The sequence below is a fragment of the Microcoleus sp. Pol8_D6 genome (assembly GCF_036700965.1).
Lineage (GTDB): Bacteria > Cyanobacteriota > Cyanobacteriia > Cyanobacteriales > Microcoleaceae > Microcoleus.
In genome coordinates, this window is the sequence record NZ_JAUBPW010000093.1 from 1 (window position 1) to 23,040 (window position 23,040).

Sequence of the window (23,040 nt, forward strand, 5' to 3'; positions counted from 1 at the left end):
GCGATCGCCTGTTGGCATTTTTTGATGGGAGGCTGACATCCCCCAAGACTTGTACAGCGCAAGGTTATTGCCAGCCACAAGCATTTTAGCATCATCCTTGGGGATTCATTCTATAGATTTAGCTAGCCGTAAAGGTGCCAGAGGCGAGTCGAGGATCGGGCGCTAAATTTGCTTGGGCCTTTGGGGGACTTGTTTGAGGCGGAATTTGAACAATTTTTGGCAGGCAAAATGCTGGGATCGCTTCTTTGTTAGGCCCTACAACCTACTTTTTTACAATTACCCACTTTATATCTCCCAAGCGGTTGATGTCCTAGCGATTGCAAGTCATTTATATTGATATGAATTACCCGGACGTACCAGTCCTACTTTTGAGCTAGCCTCTTGAAGGTGGGGCTGGTTTTATCTAACCCTATTACTTCAATTCTCCAATCTAAAATCTACAATCTAAAATCGATTGACTATGGTTGAACCAGTTGCAGAGTTAAATGAACCTCTATCTCTTCAGACTCCAGAAATAGTAGACCCGAAAATATTTCAGCTCGTTCTCTCTGCAAAAACAGCTCTCAAAATTTCTAAAAAAGACGTTCGATCGACCCTGAAAGCCTCAACTTTAGACGGCGTTTTTGCGGCTGTCTTCGAGTCGGCGACTGGCGGCGTGCTGCTTAGCAACTTCTTGCTGCAACTCGGGGCGAGCAGCGTGGAAATAGGTATATTCTCGGCTATTCCGATGGTGGTAAATCTCCTGCAACCATTAGGAGCCTACATCGCAGATCAGACGACCAGCCGCCACTGGTACAACCTATTTGTATTCGGCATGTCGCGGCTGCTGTGGCTGGTGCTGGCGGTGGCAATTGTTTGGGGTTCCCAGCACGCAGACCTCCACCAACTGCTGCAATGGACACTGGTAACAGTCGTAGCAGCTAGCGTGCTGGCAGCTTTTGCCAATTCTAGCTGGTTCAGTTGGATGGCTGCTGTGGTTCCTCAGCGCTTGCGGGGACGCTATTTTGGCTTTCGCAACAGTGCTGTCAGCCTCATCACTTTGCTGGGAGTGCCGTTGATGGGATTGGGAGTTTCAACTTGGGACGGCGGCCCAATTTTGGGCTACGGTATTGTTTTATTGGTGGGTGTTTTGGCGGGAATAATTAGTTTGGGGTGTCAATGCTTCATGGTTGATGTGAATCCCCAGGTATACAAAAAAGATGCACAGAACGATCGACTTACAGAGAAAAAAGCAAAGCAAATAACAGATTTTGTGCCTTCTGTGCTGAAAGATTCTAATTTTTTAATGTTTATTCTTTACTTCAGTGTGTGGACATTTGCTGTTAATCTCAGCGCGCCTTTTTTTAATATCTACCTGCTGAAAGATTTAAGCTTGGATGTTAGTTTGGTAACGATTTACACCAGCTTAAGTTCCGGGGCAAATCTACTGCTGCTGATGTTTTGGGGTAAGTTGGCCGATCGCTGGGGAAATCGCCCTCTGCTAATGGCGGTGGGGCTGGTGGTGGCGGTAACGCCTTTGCTGTGGTTGGGTACGAGCAATTACCCGTTCTCGGTGTGGGTGTGGCTGCCGCTGCTGCACTTGTTGGGAGGAACGACTTTAGGCGCGATCGGGCTGTGTAGTAACAATATTCAAATGGAGATAGCGTCGATCGAGCAACCTTCGACTTATTTTGCGATCGCCGCAGCGGTTTCGGGATTAGCTGGGGCTTTGGGAACTACCGCCGGCGGCTTTCTTGGCGAACTTCCGGGCATGAGTTTGGGATCACTGTTTGCCCTCTCGGCTGCTGTGCGCTTGGTAGGCTTGCTGCCTTTGGTTTTGGTGCGAGAACCTCGTAGCCAGTCGCTGCGGTCGATCCTCCCCACTTTTGGACGTTTCAAATTTAACCGGAGCTAGGAAATTTTTTCACAAATTTACCGATCAAGAAACCAGAAAAGCCCACCGCAGAAAATCTGAGAGTGGCTGAAACAAATTTTAATCCAAAACATAGTCCAAAGCTGCTACTTGTTCGACCCCTAGGTCACCATTATCTTGCAGCTAAAGGAAAAATAGATCAGATATAGCTGTTCTAAAAACTGACCTGGCATAACGTAAATGTGTTTAAATGTTTCTTAGCTAGGGCGTCGGAGCGCTACTTCTGTTAGGAGAATCGAGCATTTTTCCCTAACCAAAGCTACTATTTCACACTCTGAATTTTTTACGTTTTAGCAGAAACGAGCATTTTCTCCGAACCAAACCTACTGTTTAACACTCTAAGTTTTGAAGTTAAGAAATATAAATAAGATTCACATTTTAATACAATAAACTCGACTAGATGGTATTTTGGGACTAATATCCGGAGAATCGAAATAGCTAAAGATTGCCCAGCCAGATAACAATAGGGTCGAGCAAGAAATTAGGAGCGATCGCCTGACGCTATACAAAAACGGGAATTGGCAATTCTCTTGTAACCGATTACTAATGATACCTCGCTATCCAATTTCAGATTCAAAGAGAGAATTTAAAAATGAAACGTTTAATCGTTTGCTGTGATGGAACTTGGAACAAACTAGATACTCAGTGCCCAACTAATGTGGTTAGGCTTGCCCAGGCCGTGAAACGGACAGCCAGTGACGGGGTTCCGCAGATCGTGTTTTATGACGAGGGAATTGGAGTAGACAGTAACAAGATTGTGGGCGGAGTCACTGGGCTGGGAATCGATAAAAATATACAAGATGCCTATCGTTTTCTTTCTTTCAACTACGATCAGGGTGACGAAATCTATCTATTCGGGTTCAGTCGCGGTGCTTATACAGTCAGGAGTCTAGCGGGGATGATCTATTGCTCCGGTCTCCTATCCCGCCGTAACGTTACCATGGCATCACAAGCTTACGAGCTTTACCGTAAGCGAGAGATTTCACCAAAGCATCCGGAAGCAAAGAGTTTCCGCGAAAATTACGGCAAAGATAAGGGCGATCGCGTCCCGATTACCTTGCTTGGTTGTTTCGACACCGTTGGAGCCCTTGGTATTCCTCTTGTACCCGCCTTGAAGAAGTTTGAGGGACAGATCAAAACAAGGTACAAATTCCACGACACCACTTTAAATAAGGATATTGAGAATGCGTTGCACGCCGTTGCGATCGACGAAATTCGCGAAGTCTTTGATGTTACCCTGATGAAGAAAAATCCTGATGCCCCGACCCATAAGCTTCGTCAAGTTTGGTTTCCAGGCGAGCATGGCTGCATCGGCGGTGGTACGCCAGAATACCGCGGGTTATCAGATGCTGTCTTGAAGTGGATGTTGGATCAAATCAGTGACCTTGAATTGAAGCTGGAATTCGAGCCAGAGGCCATTGAGGATATCAAGCCTGATTATAAGGCTTCATTTCAAAACAATCCTGGGTTCTTCAAATTTGCAGGAATCAAGTGGCGCGAGGTGGGGGAGACCATTGAGGATCTTCATGAAAGCGCGATCGAGCGATTGAAAAAACGCCAAGACTATCGGCCTAAAAATCTGCAAAAGATTCTCTCCAAAGTAATTGAAAATATAGAAAAATAATCAAACTTTATCAATCTCTCAGAACCGAACATAAGAAGACGATCTAATCTACCACAATCGAAAGGAGAAGCAATCATGACAAGAGATACATCTAGAGATGGATTCAGCAACAAAGCTTTAGCATATACGTTGACTCATTTCAAACCAATTTGGGATTTAGTTCAAAGTTATGAGCCTCTGAAACGTAAACTAAACAAATTTTTTCTCAATAGTATCATTTACAAACTTCCGACTCGCCCGCTTCCCTATAGCTTAATGGGCTTAGATCCCAAAATTCCAGGGACAGATATTCCCAAGAAAACTGATACCTACATCTCTTGGGATTCACTTACAGACAAGACTTATACTGGGCGACATTTACCTCCCGACCCAGAATTTAACAAAGAAGGGAATTTACCACCACTGGATAAATTAAAGACCTTATTCCAAAAAAGAGACGGAAAAACCATTTATTCAGAAAAATCGACTCTGCTATTTCCCTATTGGGTGCAGTGGTTTACAGATAGTTTTCTCCGGATCGATCAGCAAAACCGTTTCAAAAATACCTCCAACCATCAGATTGATATGTGTAATGTTTACGGGTTGACCCGCAAACAAACAAATATGCTCAGAGGTTTCAAATACGGTAAATTTAAAACCCAAAAACTCAAGCGCAAAGATGGCGTAGAAGAAGAGTATCCACTCTTTTATTATGCCGATCCTGAGCAGGGTATTGTCGATCCTCAATTTGAAGGTCTTCATGCACCCCTTAATGATGAGAAAAGGCAACCCCCCGAAAAGAAAAGCAAGCTATTTGCAATGGGAGTTGAACGGGCAAACGTCCAAATTGGCTATGTCATGCTCAACACTTTATGTATCAGGGAGCATAATCGAATTTGTGATGTTTTGTCCAAAAGCTATCCGGAATGGGACGATGAGAGGCTCTTCCAAACCGCGAGAAATATTCTCATGGTGATTGTTCTCAATATCATTATGGAAGAGTACATTTTCCACATTACGCCCTATAATTTTAGGTTCTTTGCTGATCCTGAAGCTTTTACCAAGGAAAGTTGGTATCGAGAAAATTGGATGGCGATTGAGTTTAGTTTTGTCTATCGCTGGCATAGTGCGGTTCCTGAAACCTTTATCTATGACGGTCAAGAAAAATCCATGTACGATTCCCTCTGGAATAATCAGATGTTAATCGATAAAGGGTTGGGTGCATTGATGGAAGAAAGTTGTTCCCAACCAGGCACTAGAATTGGTTTGTTTAACACACCTGATTTTAAGATCGCAGGAACACCCTATACATTTATTGATGCTACCGAACTAGCATCTGTTAAACTCGGACGGCAGGCGCAGTTAGCCAGTTATAACGATTACCGCGAAATGTGTGGTTATCCCAGGGTGACTGATTTCAATCAAATTACGGGTGACGAATATGCTCAACAGAAATTAAAAGAGTTGTACGGTCATGTTGATAAGATTGAATTCTTTGTCGGATTGTACGCTGAAGATGTCCGCAAAAATTCAGCAATTCCGCCTTTAGTAGCACGGATAATTGGCATTGATGCTTTCTCCCAAGCTTTAACTAATCCTTTGTTATCGCCTAAAGTATTCAATAAGGAAACTTTTTCAGAGGTTGGTTGGGAAATTATCCAAAATACCAAAACAGTGTCTGATTTAGTGAATCGTAATGTTCCTCCAAGCGATCCCAAGTACAAAGTCTCCTTTGATCTTTAAGTTGTAGCTGACGACTAAGACTCAAGTTAGTGGGGGGCGCAAATACACCTGCGCCCTCAAAAATGAGGAAGAAAAAGGCGATTTTTTCGCAAGCGATCGCCTACGGCAATTCGGAAGCAATTGCACCAGCAGTTATACTGTTTAACAGATGCAACGGTTTGTGTAGAACCTTTTTTAGCGATTAACCGAAGGTTATTTATGAGCAAGAAGTTATTTACCGAATATCCCGAACAGGACGAACGCAAATACTACAATCTTTTGGTTGAGCAAGCCAAGCTTCGGATGGATAATCTTTACGGGGATAAAGAGCGGGCGCTGCGAGATACTCACGCCAAAACTCATGCTTGCGTTAAAGGAACTCTGGAAATTTTTGACTTTGATGAGGAAGCGATTAAACGGGAATTGGGCAAACGCGCTTCGTTAAGTTCTTCGCGACTCAATGCTATTTCCCTTAAGCAAGGTTTGCTAGCAAAACCCAAAGAATATCCTGTTTGGTTGCGATTTGCTAACGGGGCTACCAAAGTAGCCAATGATTACGCCAAAGATTCGCGCTCAATTTCAGTGAAAGTGATGGGGGTGGAAGGGGAACGACTGGCCCAAAGCCACGAGTCAAAAACCCAGGACATCATTGTTCACAATTCAGAGATATTTGTGAGCCAAACTATCAAAGACTACTACGGCTTTTTTTCTGCTCTGGTTGAATCACCAGAGACATTGAAAAAGTGGCTAATACGACATCCCAGACACTTCCTAGCGGTCTCGACGCTTACGGGTAGCCGGACTCCGAAGAGTTTGCTAACAGCAAAATATTGGAGCGGTTCACCCTCTGCTTTGGGCCTCAATCCCGATTTCGATCCCTCCCAGCCTGGTCTAGTTCCTGTCGAATATCCTGCTGTAATTAAGTATGGGTTTACTCCGGTTTCATGCAAACCACCGCATGAGATAATTCCCGAACAATCTCGACCGGGAATTCCTAAAATTCCTTTTGTCGATCGCGCTAAAGCCTTGGGTTTAGATCCCAATCAACCAGACAATTATTACCGGGATGATCTAATTCAAGCCTTGGCGAAACCTGATGCCCAATACTGTTGGGATTTTGGCATTCAGTTCCAAACCAGCCTCAAAATGCCGATCGACGATGGCATCAATGTATGGAAGGAAAAAGAATCACCCTTCTTGAGAGTAGGTCGTCTCACCGTCAAGCATCAGATTATTGATTTTGAAAAACAATCGGATTTCAACGAAAACCTGAGATATTCTCCCTGGAACGGCTTAGCAGTTCATCGTCCTGTAGGTGCGATCAATCGGATACGCGGTGTTGTTTACCCGGTTGTAGCGAATTATCGCCTTCAAAAGCGAGGTCTTGTCCACCAAGAACCAACCGGAGAAGAAACATTTTAAGGGAATAATTTTTGTCGGGGACATCCCACCGGAAACGATATTAACAAGCAAAACCTTCAAAAAATCCCATCCCTTTTTAGGGGGTGGGAATGTTGAAAATTATTAATTTTTAGTGATCAGTCCTTAGTCCTCATTATTCAGTAGCAATTAATCAATAACTGGGTTCGTACCCAATTATTAATTATTTTGCTAGCAACCAACTGATTACTAATGACCAACGACTGATGACTAAGAAATTAAGCTTGCCGTGAGTAGTATTCCACCACTAGCAGTTCGTTAATCTGTAGAGCAATCCACTCGCGTTCGATAACGCCGTTAACTTTGCCAACCAGTTTTTGCTTATCAAATTCCAAGTGATTCGGCAAGTGAGCCAAGCCTGGGTCTTTGAGATTAGCTTCTACCATTGTGCGCGAGCGCTCTCTATTTTTCACAGCAACCACATCACCAGGCTTGCACTGATAGCTGGGGATATTGACTTCACGGTCATTGACAGTTATGTGACCGTGATTTACCAATTGTCTAGCGGACGGAATGGTTGGAGCCATTCCCATCCGAAACACAGTATTGTCCAAGCGCATTTCCAAAAATTGCAGTAACACTTGACCTGTGGAGCCCGTGACACGGCGGGCTTTGCGGACGTAACGGAGCAGTTGGCGTTCCGTCACACCGTAATTGAAACGGAGTTTTTGCTTTTCTTGCAAACGAACCGCATACTCAGAGAGCTTTTTGCGGTTTTGACCGTGCTGTCCAGGCGGATAATCTCGTCTGGGGGTTTTGCGGGTTAGACCCGGCAACTCTTTCAGGCGACGGACGATTCTCAATCGGGGGCCTCGATATCGAGACATTTATTTTCCTCTCTAATATCTGTATGCAATTTTATGCAGACTCTATATTATATGTTGGTAACGGTCAAAATTCAAATAAAGATCGATAAAAAAACGATCGACCGCAGCGCGAGCCATAATGTGAGGTAAATTCTGAAGGAAAAGCCGATCGCTTGATCGCCCCAATCAGCCAAAAGAACTCACTACTCGATCTGCCATGCACAACCGCAATTTTTCCCGCACTTCTTCCCCAAAGCCAGCACCGACAGGCTCAAACCCTACCGCGCGCTGGATCTTAGCTCTCGGCACGCAGCTAGCAGCACTCGGTTTGTTGGCAACAGCACTGCCAATCTCACCAGCATCAGCCATCACTATTAGAATCCCTCGCTCTAGGAATCCCTATCGCGTCTGCGCCCTTGAACTAATCGACGCCGGAGTGGGAGCAGAGGCCGCAGCCGCCGCTTGTGCTGATGCGCTCCACCCCCGCGACATATCTAAATGCGCCCTCCAAATCAACCGCAAAACCAATATTTCGGGTGTCGAAGCCCTCTCTAGCTGTCGGCGGGTGAGGCGTCCCAAAGAATTGGCTACTTGCGTAGTGAATATTAACGGCAAAAGTCGAACTCAACCTGCTGATCCCCTGGTAGTGCTCGATGGATGCCGCCGCAGTTTATTACCACAACAGTTTTCTGAATGCGTAGTCGGTTTGAGCGGCAGGCTCGACTTTCCCACTGACAGGTTAATCGCCACTTGTCTTGACCCCAGAGACAGCGTGAGCCAGTTGGACGGACGCCCTGCACCGACGCCTCCTGTGGAGCTAATTTCACCGCCTTCGCCCCCCAATTAATTTGTCAGTTGTTAGTTGTCAGTTGTCAGTTGTTATTTGTTAGTTGTTATTTGTTATTCCACAGCTATTAGCTACTGCCAATCGCCAACTGCCAACTGCCAACTGCCAACTGCCAACTGCCAACTGACTACTTTTTTATAATCAAATGTCAGAAATTTTTGCTCAAATTACAGTCGAAGAATTAGCTTGCCAATTAGCAGAAACCAATGCTGATAAATTGCAGCTTGTAGACGTGCGGGAACCTTACGAAATTGAACTCGCGGCGCTGCCGGGATTTGTAGCTTTTCCGCTGAGCGAGTTTGCCGAATGGTCTGGTGAAATTGATGCTAGACTCGATCGCGACACCGAAACCCTAGTTCTGTGCCACCACGGAGTGCGATCGGCTCAAATGTGCCACTGGTTAGCCACTCAAGGATTTACTAACGTTAAAAATATCGTTGGCGGTATCGATGCTTACTCAATGGTGGTCGATCGAACCGTCCCCCGCTATTAACATCACATCCAGTTCTTAACTATCGTTTTCTTCAGAGTCCGCGCGGGCGGACTTTGTATCTGTATAAGCGAAATATATTTCCCCCGAATTACCTAATTAACAGCAGCGAATCGAAAATTTAAAAGCTTACTCATAGTGAGCCGATCGCGCCCCTGCCTTTTCGAGTCATAAAGAGCCTCATCAGCCGCCATTAGCAGCGTTATCGCATCATTTTCCTCGCTCGGAACAACGCTGGCTATTCCGAAACTAATCGTTACCACAGAATTAGGTAGACCGTCAAGACTCTGCGGGTTAAAAAGAATCTTCAAATCTTTCACTTTTGCTCTAATTTGTTCGGCAACAACCACAGCCGCCGACGCATCAGTTTCAGGTAAAATCACACCAAACTCCTCGCCCCCGTAGCGAGCAGCTACATCAGCAGGCCGCGGGAGCGATCGGCGAATTGTCTGAGCTACCGATCGCAAACACTCATCTCCTGCTTGATGTCCGTAGGTATCATTATATATTTTGAAATAATCGAGGTCGCACAAAATTAAAGATATCGGAGACCCCTCGCGATCCATATGTTTCCATTCCGTTCGCAAGCAACTATCAAAATACCGTCTGTTGCCAATTTGAGTAAGTTCGTCCACATTCACCAAAGCTTGCAATCTTTGATTTTCTTGCTGCAACTCCTCAAAACGAACCACCAATAACTTGTCCTGGCACAAATTTTGCCCTTGAAAATACAGGCGATATAATTCGCAAGACAAACTACAGTTATTTCCCTCTAATTTGACCAGTCCCATGCTCTCTAACTGATAAGCCATCAAAGGTTCAAGGTGAATGCTATTTTTAGCAGCGACAACTTGTTGGAAGGCGGAGGCGAGTTCGGGCTGCTGTTGAATGGCGATCGACTGATTTTGCAAGTAGTCGCTATAAATTCCGCTGTGAGTAGGAGCTGCTGTTAAAAGTTCTGCCAACTTGGCTAGCTCCAGTTCCTGCCATGGTTCATCCCGATCGACTGAGAGGCGATTTTGTTGCAAAATTGCCAGGTGATACAGCGCTAAATGCACTAAATAAGGATGCCCGCCTACCATGTTCATTAATTGCTCGATCGGATCGCTATTGCTCCAATTCAGTCCGTGTCTGCACGCCAAATCTTGAACTTGTTCAGCAGTAAATTCTGATAGTTTAATCGGCATTCCTACATTAAATGGAGATTGATTAAGCCTCAAAGCAATATAAATTTCGGTCGAATGAATGACAACAATGCGGAGTTTTTGCCAAGTTGTGCTAGCGCGAGCTTGTTCATACCAAAAACGGATAATCGAAAGAAAATCTTGAGCAATGTTAGTGCGTTCAAATATGCGATTTATTTCGTTAATCACCAAGATAATGGGACTATCAATTAGTTCGAGCAAATAGTTTTCAAAGTAAATTGTGCAGCTTACCTTGCTGCCCATATCTTCATCCCAGAATTCATCAATATTTGGTTCGAGTTTGAGTTGCCGAGCGACATTGACACAAAGCCAGCGTAAAAATTTATCTAAACTAGCAAAAACCGCTGCGTCGGCTTGCTGAAAGTCTACAGTTACTGTGCGGTATCCACGATCGACTGCCGCGTGAATTATCCGCAGCATCAGCGAACTTTTGCCCATTTTTTTGGGAGCTTTAATGCGAACGAGGCCTCCGGGTTTGCTAATTTCTGCACAGACCAACGCTTCGGCCCCTGAGCGCTCAATATAAAATGGAGAGTCAAGCGGTATGGGGCCGCCGGGAAAATCTAGGTCGGCAACTGTTTGGATCGAGTTTGGTGATTTTTGGAGTCCAGCCATAGTCATTGTGCAAGGCGATACCCTGACTGTATCTTACTGTGCGTCAACCTTTGTCAGGTTAGGAAGTAGACGAGCGGTGTCCAAGATTGATCGACAATCCTACAAAATCTAAGTTTTTAGGGACTTCCCGGAACTGACTTTGCTATAGTAGTGTCACTTTACCCAGTCTCAAACCCTGCTTCAACACGGCTCTGCAGACCGACAAAAATTCGACGGTAGCCCAGACGCGCTCATTCTTGGCCTTTACCTGAAAAATAACTCGTCGGTCGTCGATGTCGCGCAGGAAGAGCCCCTATCTAAGGAGAAATAATCATTGTCACGCCGCTACCTGTTTACCTCTGAATCGGTCACTGAAGGCCATCCCGATAAAATCTGCGATCAAATTTCAGATACGATTTTAGATGCCTTACTGACTGAAGACCCCAAAAGCCGCGTCGCAGCCGAAGTTGTCGTCAACACCGGCTTAATGCTGCTGACGGGCGAAATTACCACTAAAGCTCAGGTAAATTACATAGAATTAGCCCGGAAAAAAATAGCCGATATTGGCTACATCCACGCTGACAACGGCTTTTCGGCCAATAGTTGCTCAGTGTTGGTGGCTCTTGATTCTCAGTCTCCCGATATTGCTCAAGGGGTGAATACAGCCCACGAAAGCCGGGAACAATCGAGTGAAGAGGAATTAGACGCCATCGGCGCTGGCGACCAAGGTTTGATGTTCGGCTTTGCTTGCAACGAAACGCCGGAAATGATGCCTCTGCCGATCAGTTTAGCGCACCGGATTTGCCGTCAACTGGCCGCAGTCCGCAAAACCGGTCAGTTATCTTACCTGCGTCCCGACGGCAAAAGCCAAGTTACAGTCATCTATGAGGACGGCAAACCCGTTGGCATAGATACGATTTTAATTTCTACGCAGCACACCGAAACGATCGGCGACATCACAGACACAGCCGCAGTTCAAGCCAAGATCAAAGAAGACCTTTGGACTGCTATCGTCCAACCTGTGTTTGCCGATATTAGCGTGAAGCCGGATTCAGAAACTCGCTTCCTTGTCAACCCTACCGGCAAATTTGTGGTCGGCGGGCCTCAAGGAGATTCGGGTTTGACGGGCCGCAAAATTATTGTGGATACCTACGGTGGCTATTCCCGCCACGGCGGCGGCGCTTTTTCTGGGAAAGACCCCACCAAGGTAGACCGCAGCGCGGCTTATGCTTGTCGCTACGTTGCTAAAAATATCGTGGCGGCTGGTTTGGCCGAAAAGTGCGAAGTGCAGTTGAGTTATGCGATCGGCGTTGCGCGGCCGGTTAGCATGATGATCGAAACTTTTGGCACTGGAAAAGTTGATGACGATCGCCTTTTGGAAGTTGTGAAGCAGCATTTTGAACTGCGTCCTGCGGGAATCATTCAGGCATTTAACTTGCAGAATTTGCCTGCTGAAAGAGGCGGCCGTTTCTATCAAGATGTGGCGGCTTACGGTCACTTCGGACGCACTGATTTAGATTTGCCTTGGGAGGAAACTGATAAGGCGGAACTTTTGAAAGAAGCTTTGAGCCAGAAGTTGTCTGGAGTAGCTGGATAGTAAAATTATGGGGTGCGCCCAGCGCACCTTATCCATAAATAATATCGGGTGCTACCAACGAATGTAGGGTGCGTACTCCGCACCTTATTTATAAATAATATTGGGTGTTCTTCGGCCCATCTTATCCATAAATAATACCGGGTGCTACCAATCAATAATAACGTAGCGGGTTCAGTACCCACCTTCAAAGAAAAAAAGACTAAATAAATGCGCTTTTTCACACATTTCCAATCAGCAATTCGCAGTTTTGCCTCTTCCCTCCAACAGCGGTTGGCGACGACTGGATTTTCTGCACCAAATCCGGCAACGCTGCCCAGTTCGTTTGCGACTAACAATCCTGGTGGAATTCGCGGCGTTTGGATAACCACCACTGACTCCAAAGTTCTAACATCAAAAGAGCGAACTGCTGAGGCAATGGACTTTCTCGCCGATACGGGATTTAATACCGTTTTTCCTATAATTTGGAGCCAGGGTTATACGGCTTATCCTTCTCAGATAATGCGAGAAAACTTTGGGATGGAAATTGACTCGCGCTATCAAGGTCGCGACCCTTTAGCGGAAATATGTGTTGAGGCCAAGAGAGTTGGTTTAAAAGTGATTCCTTGTTTTGAATACGGATTTGTGAGTTCTTACAATCGCAAGGGCGGTCATTTGCTGGCGAAAAAACCTGAGTGGATTGCCCGTGATGCCAGCGGCAATTTACTTAAGAAAAATAACTTTGACTGGATGAATTCTCTTGACCCGGAAGTGCAAAACTTTGTGCTGGGGTTGATGCTGGAAGTTGCTAAGAATTATCCGGTAAACGGCGTTCAAGGAGACGATCGCATTGCGTTTCCCGTAGAAGGCGGTTACGACGAAAAAACGGTTAAACGCTATCGAGAAGAATGCGGGAGAGCCGCACCATCGGATTGTAAAGAACAACATTGGGTGCAGTGGCGCGCTGATATTATTACTGAGTTTGTGGCTCGTTTATACCGAGAAGTGAAAGCGATTAATCCTGATTTGTTGCTATCAATGTCGCCGAGTCCTTATGACTGGGGGCTGGTGGAATATTTGCAAGATTCTAAAGCTTGGGTTGACAAAAATTTGGTGGATCTGCTTCACCCGCAGTTTTATCGCCGCGATTTTAATGCTTACAAACAATTGGTCGATAAAATGATGTCGGGACAGCTTAGCGGGCAGCAAGTAAAGTGCGTGTCGCCCGGTATTTTGTTGACGAATCGAGGCAGCAAATATAGCATAACTCCCGAACTGTTGTTGCAAGTAATTGCTTACAACCGCTCTTGCGGCATTCAAGGAGAAGTGATGTTTTTTTACGAAGGTTTGCGAGATAACGATAACGCTTTGGCTAAGGTTTTGAAAAAAGGGCCCTATGCTCGTTGAGAGATTGTCCCGCCATCAATCTGTTTTCGGTTGGCTGCCGTCAACTGCGCCGATCGCTATTCCAAACCAAGTTGGTATAAAATAAGATGTGGCACCATTCTCCATAAGCTTTGATTAACAGGCAAGATGCCTATTCCACAAAGAGTGAATTTTCTTGGGGAACAGGCATCTTGCCTGTTGCTGACCATGGTGCAAGATGTGAGTATAAAATGATATAGCAGAGCTAGGCTAGTTAAAAACCCAGCAATGCCAAGCAGCAAGCGCTACTCGTTGTCACGCCGATCCCCCAAACAGACCCCATAATTAATAATTGGGGAGTTGCAAAAATAGTGGAATAAGACATATTTTAGAAGTGGTGCAAGCTTTTTTTTAGAAGTAGCGTTTTGTAGACGCCATATTTTTTAAAGACAGTTTAAAAGAGCAATCTCAACCGCTCGCCAAAATATTAGGATAAATCAGTGACCTCAGCAGCAAGCCTCATCGAACAGCTACCCCAGCTCAGCGATGCTCAATTTCATCAAAAATATTTGAAACAAAAACAAGGGATGCGAACCTTGGCGACTATATTGCCGCAAGTAGAACAGCAAAGTCTGGCGTTGCGGGCAGTAAAATTAGCTCTAAAAGTAAATTTAAAACTCGGCTCGAAGCTAGCAGGAACGGTAAAGCCAGAATTTCAAATAGCCACAATAAAATTAATCGACAAAATCCCCACTTCGCCGCTGCTCAAAATTCAACTGTTGGCCCTCACAAGTTCAGATATGGCAATTCCGATGCTGGTGGCCGCATTGAACCACAAAGAAAGTGCAGTGCGCCTGGATGGGATTCGAGCGATCGGAAAAATAGGCACCGAAGCAGCAGTAATTGAATTAGCCCGATCGCTCGAATCCAAAGATTCCCAAATCCAAGCTTGGGCCGCTTGGGCTTTAGGAGAAATTGACTCGAAATTAGCCGCCGTAGCACTGCTCAAAGCCATCAAACACCCAGAGTCGAGGGTGCGCGCCTGGGCTGTTTGGGCCTTGGGCAAAATTAACCCGAAAACAGCCGTCCCCGCGCTGCTCAAAGCCCTCAAACACCAAGATTCGGAGGTGCGCTGGCGGGCTGCCGTCAACTGCGGGAAAATCGCCGTCTCTGAGGTAGTTCCCGGGCTGCTGAATGCCCTCAGAGACGAAAATCACATCGTCCGGGCTAGGGCCGCGGCGGCTTTGGGGAAAATCGGCGATTGTGAGGCAGTACCCGGCTTAGTAGAATTGCTTCACGACGATCCCGACTCCTATGCAGTTTCTTTGAGGGCCGCCGAGGCCTTGGGACAAATTGGCACGGAAACGGCTGTGGCCGGGCTGGTGCAAGCCCTCAACCATGACGACTCAGACGTGCGTGGCAGTGCAGTTTCTGCCTTGGGGGAAATCAGCAGCGAGGTGGCTATGGTAGCCGTAATCGGGTCGCTCTCGGATCGAGATATTTTCGTGCGCGGCAGGGCGGCGGTTGCCCTGGGGAACATCAATACAGAGGGAGATGCTAAATTGCCCAAAATGGTGGTCGCGGGACTGGCGAGTGCAATTGGCGACACCGAATCTTATGTGCGGTGGAGAGTTGCTGCTGCTTTGGGGGAAATTGGGACAGAGGAAGCTGTGGCAGGTTTGGTGCGGTTGCTGGGGGACGAAAATTCTGGAGTGCGCCAAAAAGCTGTTAAATCCCTCGGTCAAATTGGCTCAACGGCTGCTATTGTTGCTCTGGAAACAGCTTTAAATCGCGAATTTGCTGACGTTCGGGCGCTGGCTGTCCAATACTTGGCGGATGTCAACACTGAGGCAGAAACAGTTGATTTTGATCCCTCTGTTTCCCCAGATTTGTCGGGTGAAAAATTGCCGAAAATCCTGATTGCTTCGCAAGTAGAAGCCAGTGAATACATTGTCGATCGCGCTGTGGGGCGCCAGATCAAATACCTGATATCGATCGGCAGTCCGGGTGTGCCCGAACCCAAAACTTTTCATCAAATCCCGAACCGAATGTGTCTGGAGTTTAACGACCTCGACACCCCCGTTGACGACCCCGATCAAATCTTGCCTAGCCTTGAGGATGTACTGAAAATTATTGACTTCGCCCTCAAAATGTCGTCGCCCAGAGGCAGTTTGCTGATCTGCTGCCAAAGTGGCATCAGCCGTTCAACGGCCACAGCTTTAACTGTTTGTGCTGCGCTGTTGGGTCGCGGCAAGGAACGGGAAGCTTGGGCGGTTGTGCTTGCCGCCAGACCCCAAGCCAAGCCGAATCGCTGGATGGTACACTTGGCCGATGAAGCTTTGGGTAGAGACGGTAAGCTAGCACTGGCGATCGAATTGACTACCGCAACTCCAGAACTCGCAATCGCCAACAGTTGACCTGCAGAAAGCGGGTTTCTTTTCGCAAGCCCTACAGTTATACTCAACTAACGACACTTCACCTCAGACTTGTCTTTGCGGGGCAACGATGCCAAAAGTCGATCGCCAGGGTGCAAAAGTTTGATCGGCTGCTGCATTTGTGACATTCTGTGCTAGGAAGTTGTCGGATGCTCAACAAAAACCGTTAAGCAATCGTCGCATTGCTGGCAGCCAAAGTCCAAAGCGAAGGAATCGGGTGCATTGTCAATAGACAATATTAGCTTTGGGCTACTCACAGGCAAAACAGGTCGGAGAGAATTTTCTGCCTGTAACATTCCACGCAGGGATAATTCACTGCGGGGATAAAGTTTTATTTTTTTTTGCCTGCTGCAGACTTTTACGAGTCGAAAAAGTAATTTGGCAACAGTCCTCAACAGCCTAATTATCTCTTAGACATCAACCGAATTTAAGTTTCTCCTCTGACTCGACCAGAGTTTCAGATGCTTTTTCGCAGATGTCTATCGTCAAATAGACAAGCTTTTCCGTTTGGAGAACTTAAGATCGTGATAGATTTTAACAGAATACAGGGGTTGCATATGTCAAAAATTAACTTGCTAAAAAAAACAGGACACGAAGCAAGTTTCTCGGTTGCCGTTTGGGAAGACGAGGGGGAATTGAATCCAGACTTAGAACCATTTAACCCGCCGAAAAAAAACGTGAAAACGCGAAAGGTTAACCAAAAAAATACCAATTTAGGTAAACAGATGCCAGTTTTTATTTCCGGAGAAGTGGCTTCTATAGAGACCGTGAAGAAAAAAAAAGCCAAACATGATTTTGTAGAAAGATTATCCTTAAAAGTCAGCCAAAGTTGGCCATCTAAAATTGGCGGTTTGCCTATCCATCAAAAAATTGGCTACGGGTATTTGCTGGCAATAGGAATCGGCTTTCTTGGCTCGCTGAGCGGACTGGTGATTGCCGATTACTACCAAGGACAAGGATTAAAGCAATTCAATGATGCTCATCTACAAGCGCAATTGCTCGGCAATTTTAAAGATGCAGCGCTGGCGGCCCAATTGCAGGGTTCACAGCTAGATTCTTTTGTAGATAATTCGACCAAGCTAAAACAGCAAGAAGAGCAGTTGGTTAAGAGTATTGTTAAGGCGAAAAATCTGCGGTTGCGTATAGAAAAGTTTGTCGACAGCCAACCCGCTTGGCTGGCAGCAAAACCGGAAGTTCTCAAGTTTTTGCTGCAAGATTGCACAAAAAAATTAGAAGCATACGCCGATACTCTCCAGTCAACCTTGCAGACAATCCAGCAATCGCAACTATCCCCTAGGGAGATAGAGTCTGCCAGAAAATTGCTCGCCATCGAAAGTGGAGAAGGTGTAAAACAGCTCAACAACAGCCTTGAGGAATTGAGCAAAATCCTCGATATTGCCCAGCAGCAAGAAGGCCAAGGCGGTGAAGTGATGGAAGACGCCCAAGGAATGGAAAAAGCCATAATTATTATTAGTATGCTGCTGTCGGTAGTGGTGGCTGGAATGGTAGCTTACCGGACGAGTCGGGCGATCGCCAAACCTGTGATCAGCGTCACTAAGGTGGCCGAACAAGTAGCCGCCGAGTCTAATTTTGACTTGCGAGCCCCCGTCACGGCACAAGGCGAAATAGGCTCTCTGGCTGTCTCTCTCAATCACCTAATCGAGCGGGTTTCGGAACATACAAAAGAATTGAAACAAGCTAAGGAAGCCGCCGTCACCGCTAACACTGCTAAAAGCCAGTTTTTAGCAAATATGAGCCACGAATTGCGGACGCCTTTAAATGCGATTATCGGCTACAGTCAACTACTTTCAGAAGATGCCCTGGATGCGGGATTTGATGAGTTTGTACCCGACTTGCACAAGATTCAGAAAGCCGGCACGCACCTGCTATCTTTGATTAACGATATCCTTGATTTGTCAAGAATTGAAGCGGGGGGTATGAAACTCGAAATCCAGGAGTTTGACATCGAATCCCTGGTTGACAATGTTGCGAGTGCCGCGAAACCGTTAGTAGAGAAAAATGGCAATGTTTTGGAGATTGAGTGCGATCGAACTGTGGGCATAATGCACGCAGATTTCAAAAAAGTCCGGCAGGTTTTGATACATCTGCTTAGTAATGCTGCGAAGTTCACCAAAAACGGCAGAGTGAAACTGAGTGTCAGGCGCATTGAAGGCAGTGGCAAATTGAATACAGCAGATCGATCGGCGATTGACGATTCAATGGCTGCCGATGAAACTCTTTCTGGCGCGATAGCTTGTCCCCTGCTGAATGTTCAAGACTCGGATTGGATTTGTTTATCAGTTAAAGATACCGGAATAGGAATGTCGGAAGAACAACAGCACAAATTGTTTGAAGCTTTTGTGCAAGCTGACTGTTCAACAACGCGACCGTACGACGGCGCCGGGTTGGGGCTGACACTTAGCCGCTACTACTGTCAGATGATGGGCGGGGAAATTTTGGTAGAAAGCGAAGAGGGAAAAGGGTCTATTTTCACTGTTCGTATACCAGCAGGAAACGGGTGATGTAATTTTGGGGTGAGAGATGTAGGGGGGTAGGCAGAGGGGCGAAAATGTATGTTTCAAACCTCTGGCTTTATGTCGAAATGCTTTAGTCTTGTCAGTGGGGGCGATCGCACTCTATTAATTCTAATTGGTTATTTTGCCAATTCAAACAGCACAAACCGCTTACTCCTGAGCTCCAACCTAAGTCTATGCCGATAAATTTCATTTAGTATTATTTAACCGCGAAGACGCGTTCGGCGAAGCCGTTCCCGAAGGGTAGGACACGAAGGAAGAATCAGGAAGAAGAAGCAACAAGTAGATAATCTTCTACGGGGAAGAAAGTAAAAGATCGATCGCACGCACTGCACTCAATTTTTATCTTGTTTCTCATCGGATGGTGGGGACTGTTTTTGCATTTGTTTTTGGCGTTCTCTCACCGCTTGTTCCAAAATGAATGCTGACAAGCCGCTGATTGAACGGCGTTCTTCATTTGCCCACTCTTGAAGTAGGTCATAGATTCCTTCTCCGATGGAGGTTGATATGCGTTTAGACATTAGAGGTTAATTGTTTCTTATTTAAGCAGATCGTCATTGTCGAGTATCTTAGACAACTTTGTCGAATGTGCAGCATGACAGTGTATAATGCTGCATTATGCGCTATATTCTTAGATAGTCAAAAGCCAGCGCTGAACTTTTGCAGGGCCCGCGCTGGCTGATGGTTCTCCAAATACAAGGAGACAATCCACATAAAATTGGAGACTATTACTATGGTAAAGCCTGTGAGCGACGGCAGCGAATATAACCGCGGCTATCAACAAGCTTTGAATGATTTTGGCATCACGCAACTGCTGTCGGGTATCCGCAGCTACTCTGATGAGGATTTTGAGGCTGATCGCGCGCGAATGACTGGGCCAGAGATCGAAAGCTTTGCGGTGTTTCTGATTCTGCGCGTCGGGGCGAATCTCAAAGGAAGTACGATCGCCCGCTACCTCAACACTCTCAGAAAAGCAAATTCTCCGACGATCGCCGATCGCCCCGCGATCGAACTCAACCCAAATTCGCGAGGGAAAACACCTGAAAAGTCAAAGGGGGGCGATCGCAATTCTTGGGCGATCGTCCGAATTTTACCGAATGCTGAGCACTATACGATCGCACGTTTTGTGAACCGCCAAGATGCGGACGAGCGGCGGAGGGCATTGTGTCGGTTTATTCCGGGGGGTGTGTTTGAAGTTGTGTGCGATCAGGCTTAATCAATAAACACTTCTGGACGGTGACAATTGTAGTCTCTCAGCAATTGAAATCGCTTTTGCCTCTTACTCGTATGTGGCGAAGCGCCCCTGGAATGCGAGTAAGAAGTCAAACTACACAAACTCTCGTCCCAGCAGAGTGGGACTGAAGAGTGAAGAGAATATTTAAGCGGGATATGGAAGATTGCTCGCTGCTATCATAATACCTAGATACTGTAAAAAAGCGATGGCTGCCAAAGACCGATTCCATGATGCTGTTAAACAAGCTCTCTTGAAGGAGAAGTGGGTAATTACGGCAGATCCGCTGATCCTCAAGATAGATCAGGTGAAGTTTGAGGTCGATTTAGCAGCAGAGAAAGTCTTTGCCGCTGAAAAAGCTGGACAAAAGATTGCTGTTGAAATCAAAAGTTTTTTGAATCCATCAGCGGTGACAGACTTTCATTCAGCGTTAGGACAGTTTTTGAACTACCGCTTAGGATTGCAAATGACCGAACCAGACAGAACTCTATATCTGGCAATTCCTCTCGATATATTTGAATCCTTTTTTCAAGAACGATTCACTCAGGAAGCTGTCAGACTGTATCAAGTGAAGTTAATCGTCTACGAGCCGATGCAGGAGGTAATCATCGAATGGAAAGAATAGAGCAGTACCGCCAATTTATCCGCCAGTTGCTAACCACTCATGCCACACCAGAGCAAAATTCAGAATTGGATGTTGAATGTCAGCTTGTGTTCGATACAGAACAAGATCATTACCAAATTTTAGACGTTGGTTGGGAGGGATACAAGCGGATTTATAACTGTTTCATTCACTTAGATATCAAGGATGGTAAAATCTGGATTCAACGCAATATGACAGAAGCCGATCTTGGGCAAGAATTAGTCGAGATGGGAGTACCCAAAGAGGATATTATTTTAGGGTTACATCCACCTTACAAGCGTCCATATACTGGCTATGGAGTTGCTTAGGAAATGCGTAAGGTTCCCCGCCGGAGTAGAAAAACCTGTTGAAATCGAAATAATCAATGTCTGACGCACCGTATAAGTTAATTTAACTGTCTAACGATTAGCATCGAGACTATTTTGGCATCGAATCAACCAGCCCAGACTTTATTTAGAAGGTTGAGAAGGTTGGGGACTTACAATTAACAATTGATCGCCGGATTGACTTTGTTGAATGGCAATCACGGGCGGGCGAGCGTTAGGGTCTTTTTGCTGTTCATTTGTTAAAGCCGGAAACAGATAAATCCAGTTCCCTCTCTCCAAAAGCAACCGCCAAACTCTAGGGTCTTTGGGATTATTGATATCAGTATAATCTCTTTTGCTCAAATCTGCAAATAGACCTGCATCGCCGATCGCCTTAAATCCTTTGGGGTCTAGTCGGAGTGTTGGATCGTCGAGTTTTCTGCCCAAAGAAATGTTGTCTTGCTTGGCGATTAAGGCAACTGCGGGTAAAGAGGAATTTTCCCCGGCATCGCGTCGGGCATCGGCAATACCTTGGTGGTATGCTGACCAGAATAAAACTAGCAATACCCAACCGACGATGATAATTTCGTCAACGAGCGATCGCAATAATTTGATGGAGTTAAACCTATTGACATTAAATTGTTGCCAAGAGTTCAGGATGCGGTAAAGCCACGGGAATCTTCTGGCGTAAGTAGAGGAAAGCCACCGTGTAATTGTTCCATTAATTTTAGCAGCAACTGTCTTGTTTATACTATTAACCAGCCACAAACTGAGGTAAATCGCCAGGGCTGTCAGCAGAAGGGCGATCGCACTTTTGAATATGCTTTTTCCGCCAGCGAAAAACACCTGAAGCGGCACCATAAAAAACGATTCGACGGGTAAATCGAGAGTCGTTACCTCTAGCTGAAAGAAGGAAAAATAAGACCAGCGATAAATCCAGCCCGTGAAAAACAGGGCAGCACCAAGCAAGCCAAAAACACTGGCTAAGTTGCCTAAAATATTCGATTCGGGGGTAGATTCTGGAGTTGGGAGCACGGATTTACCCTCAAGGGACTGAAGTATGCGTTTATAATGGTAGCGGGTTAACGCTTACCCTTGAAAGGAGTTTAAGGAAGTATGAAACGCAGAACACTTTCTTTTCTAGTTGTAGCACTTTTTACAGTAACGGCGAGTATGGCTGCACGAGTTAATGCCACCAGTCAGGAAGTCCAGAAACGCAATTTGCCATCCGTACAAGCACAGGCTAGCGCCAGCCAGCCCATACCCGTAGCGTTGCCGACGCAAGCGGAAATTGTGATGAAAGGGGGCGAAAAAAGAGATGGTAGAGTTGTAGAGATTGATGAGAAAGGGCAAAAATTATGGATACAGGGATCTAGGGAAAAGCGATCGCTCCCCTTGAGTCAAATTGATAAAATAGTATTTCCCAACAATGCGGTGGTTTATCGAACTAATGGGGGGCAGTTTATTAGGGGGGAAATTGCCACAGCGACAAGGATTCAAGCGAAATGGAACGGTATTCCCATCAGCGCTTTTCGATTGATAGATGCTGTTAAAGGTCAAGCTGAGGTGAAATTGGAGCCGCCTGTGGTGAATCGGGGGCAATTGCGGGGGATTTTAGGAGTTGCAAAAGATCGGCAATTTGTTGTTGATGAAATGCAGTTTGATGTGCAGAAAAAGACGATGACAATTTCAGCAACTCCGTATTAATTTTCTGGTATATCTCGTTCTCAGGCTGAGTCCGTCGGGGGTTCAAACCCCCGCCGGACTATTGCAACAGGTGCAAGATATCAGTTGTAATAGACTTTTGCTAAAAGTGCGATCGCTTCAAGACCCCTTATACTACAATTAAGAGCAAAACTCTTTTGGTGAGAACCGATGGAAACTATCAATATCAAAGAAGAAGCCCGGAGCTTAATCGATCGATTGCCTGAAAACTTTACTTGGTCTGACCTAATATCCGCAATTTATCTCAGACAAAGGAGGCAATCTCAAACAATTCACATTCAAGGCATCAAACCAGAAGTTGAACCAGAAACTTTAGATGAAGTTGCAGAATCTTCGCCTAAACGCAGCCGATTTGGGAGCGATCGAGGACTAATTACAACTTCTGATGACTTTGATGAGCCGCTGGAGTTGTTGCCATCACCGCTGGTCGATCGCTTGCTGAAAAAAGCTAAAGAATTGACTAAAGTATCCGCCGAACTAGATGAAATTATTGCTAAGATTGAGAAAGAACGCCATATCGATCGACCTCATAATTTGGTAGTGGCCAAGAAGTAATGATGGTAAGATAGTAGCCTTGATAAGTTTTTTGTGAACTATGCCGAATTGTCCC

General features: G+C 45.9%; 19 protein-coding genes. 15 read left to right on the top strand and 4 right to left on the bottom strand.

Going from position 1 to position 23,040, the window contains the following annotated elements; translation table 11 throughout:
• The first annotated feature begins 460 nt into the window (after window positions 1-460).
• The 4 genes from QUA10_RS26185 (at window position 461) to QUA10_RS26200 (ending at window position 6,659) form a co-directional block, all read left to right on the top strand.
• On the top strand, window positions 461-1,894 hold the full coding sequence (locus QUA10_RS26185) for an MFS transporter (protein WP_333085486.1): 1,434 nt from the start codon (window positions 461-463) through the stop codon (window positions 1,892-1,894).
• Between the two features lie 610 nt (window positions 1,895-2,504).
• Window positions 2,505-3,536, top strand: a complete 1,032-nt coding sequence (locus QUA10_RS26190) for a DUF2235 domain-containing protein (RefSeq protein WP_333085485.1) — start codon at window positions 2,505-2,507, stop codon at window positions 3,534-3,536.
• Window positions 3,537-3,611: 75 nt separating this feature from the next.
• Complete coding sequence (locus tag QUA10_RS26195) at window positions 3,612-5,258, top strand: peroxidase family protein (protein ID WP_333085484.1); 1,647 nt, start codon at window positions 3,612-3,614, stop codon at window positions 5,256-5,258.
• 198 nt (window positions 5,259-5,456) lie between these two features.
• A complete protein-coding gene (locus QUA10_RS26200; protein WP_333085483.1) occupies window positions 5,457-6,659 on the top strand; it encodes a catalase in 1,203 nt (400 codons plus the stop codon).
• 236 nt (window positions 6,660-6,895) lie between these two features.
• Here QUA10_RS26200 and rpsD read toward each other — a convergent pair whose 3' ends face one another.
• A complete protein-coding gene (gene rpsD / locus QUA10_RS26205; protein WP_333085482.1) occupies window positions 6,896-7,504 on the bottom strand; it encodes a 30S ribosomal protein S4 in 609 nt (202 codons plus the stop codon).
• 196 nt (window positions 7,505-7,700) lie between these two features.
• Between rpsD and QUA10_RS26210 the strand changes: the two genes are divergently transcribed.
• Window positions 7,701-8,330 carry a hypothetical protein gene (locus tag QUA10_RS26210; protein WP_333085480.1) on the top strand — a complete coding sequence of 210 codons (630 nt, stop codon included), beginning with the start codon at window positions 7,701-7,703 and terminating at the stop codon, window positions 8,328-8,330.
• A 145-nt stretch (window positions 8,331-8,475) separates the two neighbouring features.
• Window positions 8,476-8,823 carry a rhodanese-like domain-containing protein gene (locus tag QUA10_RS26215; protein WP_333085478.1) on the top strand — a complete coding sequence of 116 codons (348 nt, stop codon included), beginning with the start codon at window positions 8,476-8,478 and terminating at the stop codon, window positions 8,821-8,823.
• Between the two features lie 92 nt (window positions 8,824-8,915).
• Here QUA10_RS26215 and QUA10_RS26220 read toward each other — a convergent pair whose 3' ends face one another.
• Window positions 8,916-10,640, bottom strand: coding sequence for an AAA-like domain-containing protein (locus QUA10_RS26220; RefSeq protein ID WP_333085477.1), 1,725 nt, complete (start codon window positions 10,638-10,640; stop codon window positions 8,916-8,918).
• A 313-nt stretch (window positions 10,641-10,953) separates the two neighbouring features.
• Here QUA10_RS26220 and metK point away from each other — a divergent pair, with 313 nt between their 5' ends.
• The 4 genes from metK to QUA10_RS26240 all read left to right on the top strand — a co-directional run bounded on the left by metK (window position 10,954) and on the right by QUA10_RS26240 (window position 18,514).
• Window positions 10,954-12,216 carry a methionine adenosyltransferase gene (metK, locus tag QUA10_RS26225; protein ID WP_333085476.1) on the top strand — a complete coding sequence of 421 codons (1,263 nt, stop codon included), beginning with the start codon at window positions 10,954-10,956 and terminating at the stop codon, window positions 12,214-12,216.
• 207 nt (window positions 12,217-12,423) lie between these two features.
• Window positions 12,424-13,599, top strand: a complete 1,176-nt coding sequence (locus QUA10_RS26230) for a family 10 glycosylhydrolase (RefSeq protein WP_333085475.1) — start codon at window positions 12,424-12,426, stop codon at window positions 13,597-13,599.
• 458 nt (window positions 13,600-14,057) lie between these two features.
• Window positions 14,058-15,974 (top strand): HEAT repeat domain-containing protein, encoded by a 1,917-nt coding sequence (locus tag QUA10_RS26235; RefSeq protein WP_333085474.1) that lies wholly within the window; start codon window positions 14,058-14,060, stop codon window positions 15,972-15,974.
• A gap of 575 nt (window positions 15,975-16,549) precedes the next feature.
• Window positions 16,550-18,514: an ATP-binding protein gene (locus QUA10_RS26240; protein ID WP_333085473.1), complete on the top strand. Its 1,965-nt coding sequence runs from the start codon at window positions 16,550-16,552 to the stop codon at window positions 18,512-18,514.
• 347 nt (window positions 18,515-18,861) lie between these two features.
• On the opposite strand, the gene QUA10_RS26245 is transcribed toward QUA10_RS26240, so the two are convergent.
• Window positions 18,862-19,047, bottom strand: coding sequence for a ribbon-helix-helix domain-containing protein (locus QUA10_RS26245; RefSeq protein ID WP_333085472.1), 186 nt, complete (start codon window positions 19,045-19,047; stop codon window positions 18,862-18,864).
• A 212-nt stretch (window positions 19,048-19,259) separates the two neighbouring features.
• Here QUA10_RS26245 and QUA10_RS26250 point away from each other — a divergent pair, with 212 nt between their 5' ends.
• The 3 genes from QUA10_RS26250 (at window position 19,260) to QUA10_RS26260 (ending at window position 20,708) form a co-directional block, all read left to right on the top strand.
• Window positions 19,260-19,742: a hypothetical protein gene (locus QUA10_RS26250; RefSeq protein WP_333085471.1), complete on the top strand. Its 483-nt coding sequence runs from the start codon at window positions 19,260-19,262 to the stop codon at window positions 19,740-19,742.
• Between the two features lie 223 nt (window positions 19,743-19,965).
• Complete coding sequence (locus QUA10_RS26255; RefSeq protein ID WP_333085470.1) at window positions 19,966-20,382, top strand: XisH family protein; 417 nt, start codon at window positions 19,966-19,968, stop codon at window positions 20,380-20,382.
• Window positions 20,370-20,708: a XisI protein gene (locus QUA10_RS26260; protein ID WP_333085469.1), complete on the top strand. Its 339-nt coding sequence runs from the start codon at window positions 20,370-20,372 to the stop codon at window positions 20,706-20,708. Before QUA10_RS26255 ends, QUA10_RS26260 begins: the two co-directional genes overlap by 13 nt.
• Before the next feature lie 141 nt (window positions 20,709-20,849).
• Here QUA10_RS26260 and QUA10_RS26265 read toward each other — a convergent pair whose 3' ends face one another.
• Complete coding sequence (locus QUA10_RS26265; protein ID WP_333085468.1) at window positions 20,850-21,740, bottom strand: hypothetical protein; 891 nt, start codon at window positions 21,738-21,740, stop codon at window positions 20,850-20,852.
• A gap of 81 nt (window positions 21,741-21,821) precedes the next feature.
• On the opposite strand from QUA10_RS26265, the gene QUA10_RS26270 reads away from it, so the two are divergent.
• Complete coding sequence (locus QUA10_RS26270) at window positions 21,822-22,412, top strand: hypothetical protein (protein ID WP_333085467.1); 591 nt, start codon at window positions 21,822-21,824, stop codon at window positions 22,410-22,412.
• A gap of 168 nt (window positions 22,413-22,580) precedes the next feature.
• Window positions 22,581-22,985: a hypothetical protein gene (locus QUA10_RS26275; RefSeq protein ID WP_333085466.1), complete on the top strand. Its 405-nt coding sequence runs from the start codon at window positions 22,581-22,583 to the stop codon at window positions 22,983-22,985.
• The last annotated feature ends 55 nt before the right edge of the window (window positions 22,986-23,040 follow it).

Coding starts and splice junctions, on each gene's coding strand:
- QUA10_RS26255 (WP_333085470.1), top strand. CDS start 19,966: ATGGCTGCCAAAGACCGATTCCATGATGCTGTTAAACAAGCTCTCTTG.
- QUA10_RS26240 (WP_333085473.1), top strand. CDS start 16,550: ATGTCAAAAATTAACTTGCTAAAAAAAACAGGACACGAAGCAAGTTTC.
- QUA10_RS26275 (WP_333085466.1), top strand. CDS start 22,581: ATGGAAACTATCAATATCAAAGAAGAAGCCCGGAGCTTAATCGATCGA.
- QUA10_RS26230 (WP_333085475.1), top strand. CDS start 12,424: ATGCGCTTTTTCACACATTTCCAATCAGCAATTCGCAGTTTTGCCTCT.
- QUA10_RS26200 (WP_333085483.1), top strand. CDS start 5,457: ATGAGCAAGAAGTTATTTACCGAATATCCCGAACAGGACGAACGCAAA.
- QUA10_RS26185 (WP_333085486.1), top strand. CDS start 461: ATGGTTGAACCAGTTGCAGAGTTAAATGAACCTCTATCTCTTCAGACT.
- QUA10_RS26215 (WP_333085478.1), top strand. CDS start 8,476: ATGTCAGAAATTTTTGCTCAAATTACAGTCGAAGAATTAGCTTGCCAA.
- QUA10_RS26245 (WP_333085472.1), bottom strand. CDS start 19,047: ATGTCTAAACGCATATCAACCTCCATCGGAGAAGGAATCTATGACCTA.
- QUA10_RS26270 (WP_333085467.1), top strand. CDS start 21,822: ATGAAACGCAGAACACTTTCTTTTCTAGTTGTAGCACTTTTTACAGTA.
- QUA10_RS26260 (WP_333085469.1), top strand. CDS start 20,370: ATGGAAAGAATAGAGCAGTACCGCCAATTTATCCGCCAGTTGCTAACC.
- QUA10_RS26210 (WP_333085480.1), top strand. CDS start 7,701: ATGCACAACCGCAATTTTTCCCGCACTTCTTCCCCAAAGCCAGCACCG.
- QUA10_RS26220 (WP_333085477.1), bottom strand. CDS start 10,640: ATGGCTGGACTCCAAAAATCACCAAACTCGATCCAAACAGTTGCCGAC.
- QUA10_RS26195 (WP_333085484.1), top strand. CDS start 3,612: ATGACAAGAGATACATCTAGAGATGGATTCAGCAACAAAGCTTTAGCA.
- QUA10_RS26190 (WP_333085485.1), top strand. CDS start 2,505: ATGAAACGTTTAATCGTTTGCTGTGATGGAACTTGGAACAAACTAGAT.
- rpsD (WP_333085482.1), bottom strand. CDS start 7,504: ATGTCTCGATATCGAGGCCCCCGATTGAGAATCGTCCGTCGCCTGAAA.
- QUA10_RS26250 (WP_333085471.1), top strand. CDS start 19,260: ATGGTAAAGCCTGTGAGCGACGGCAGCGAATATAACCGCGGCTATCAA.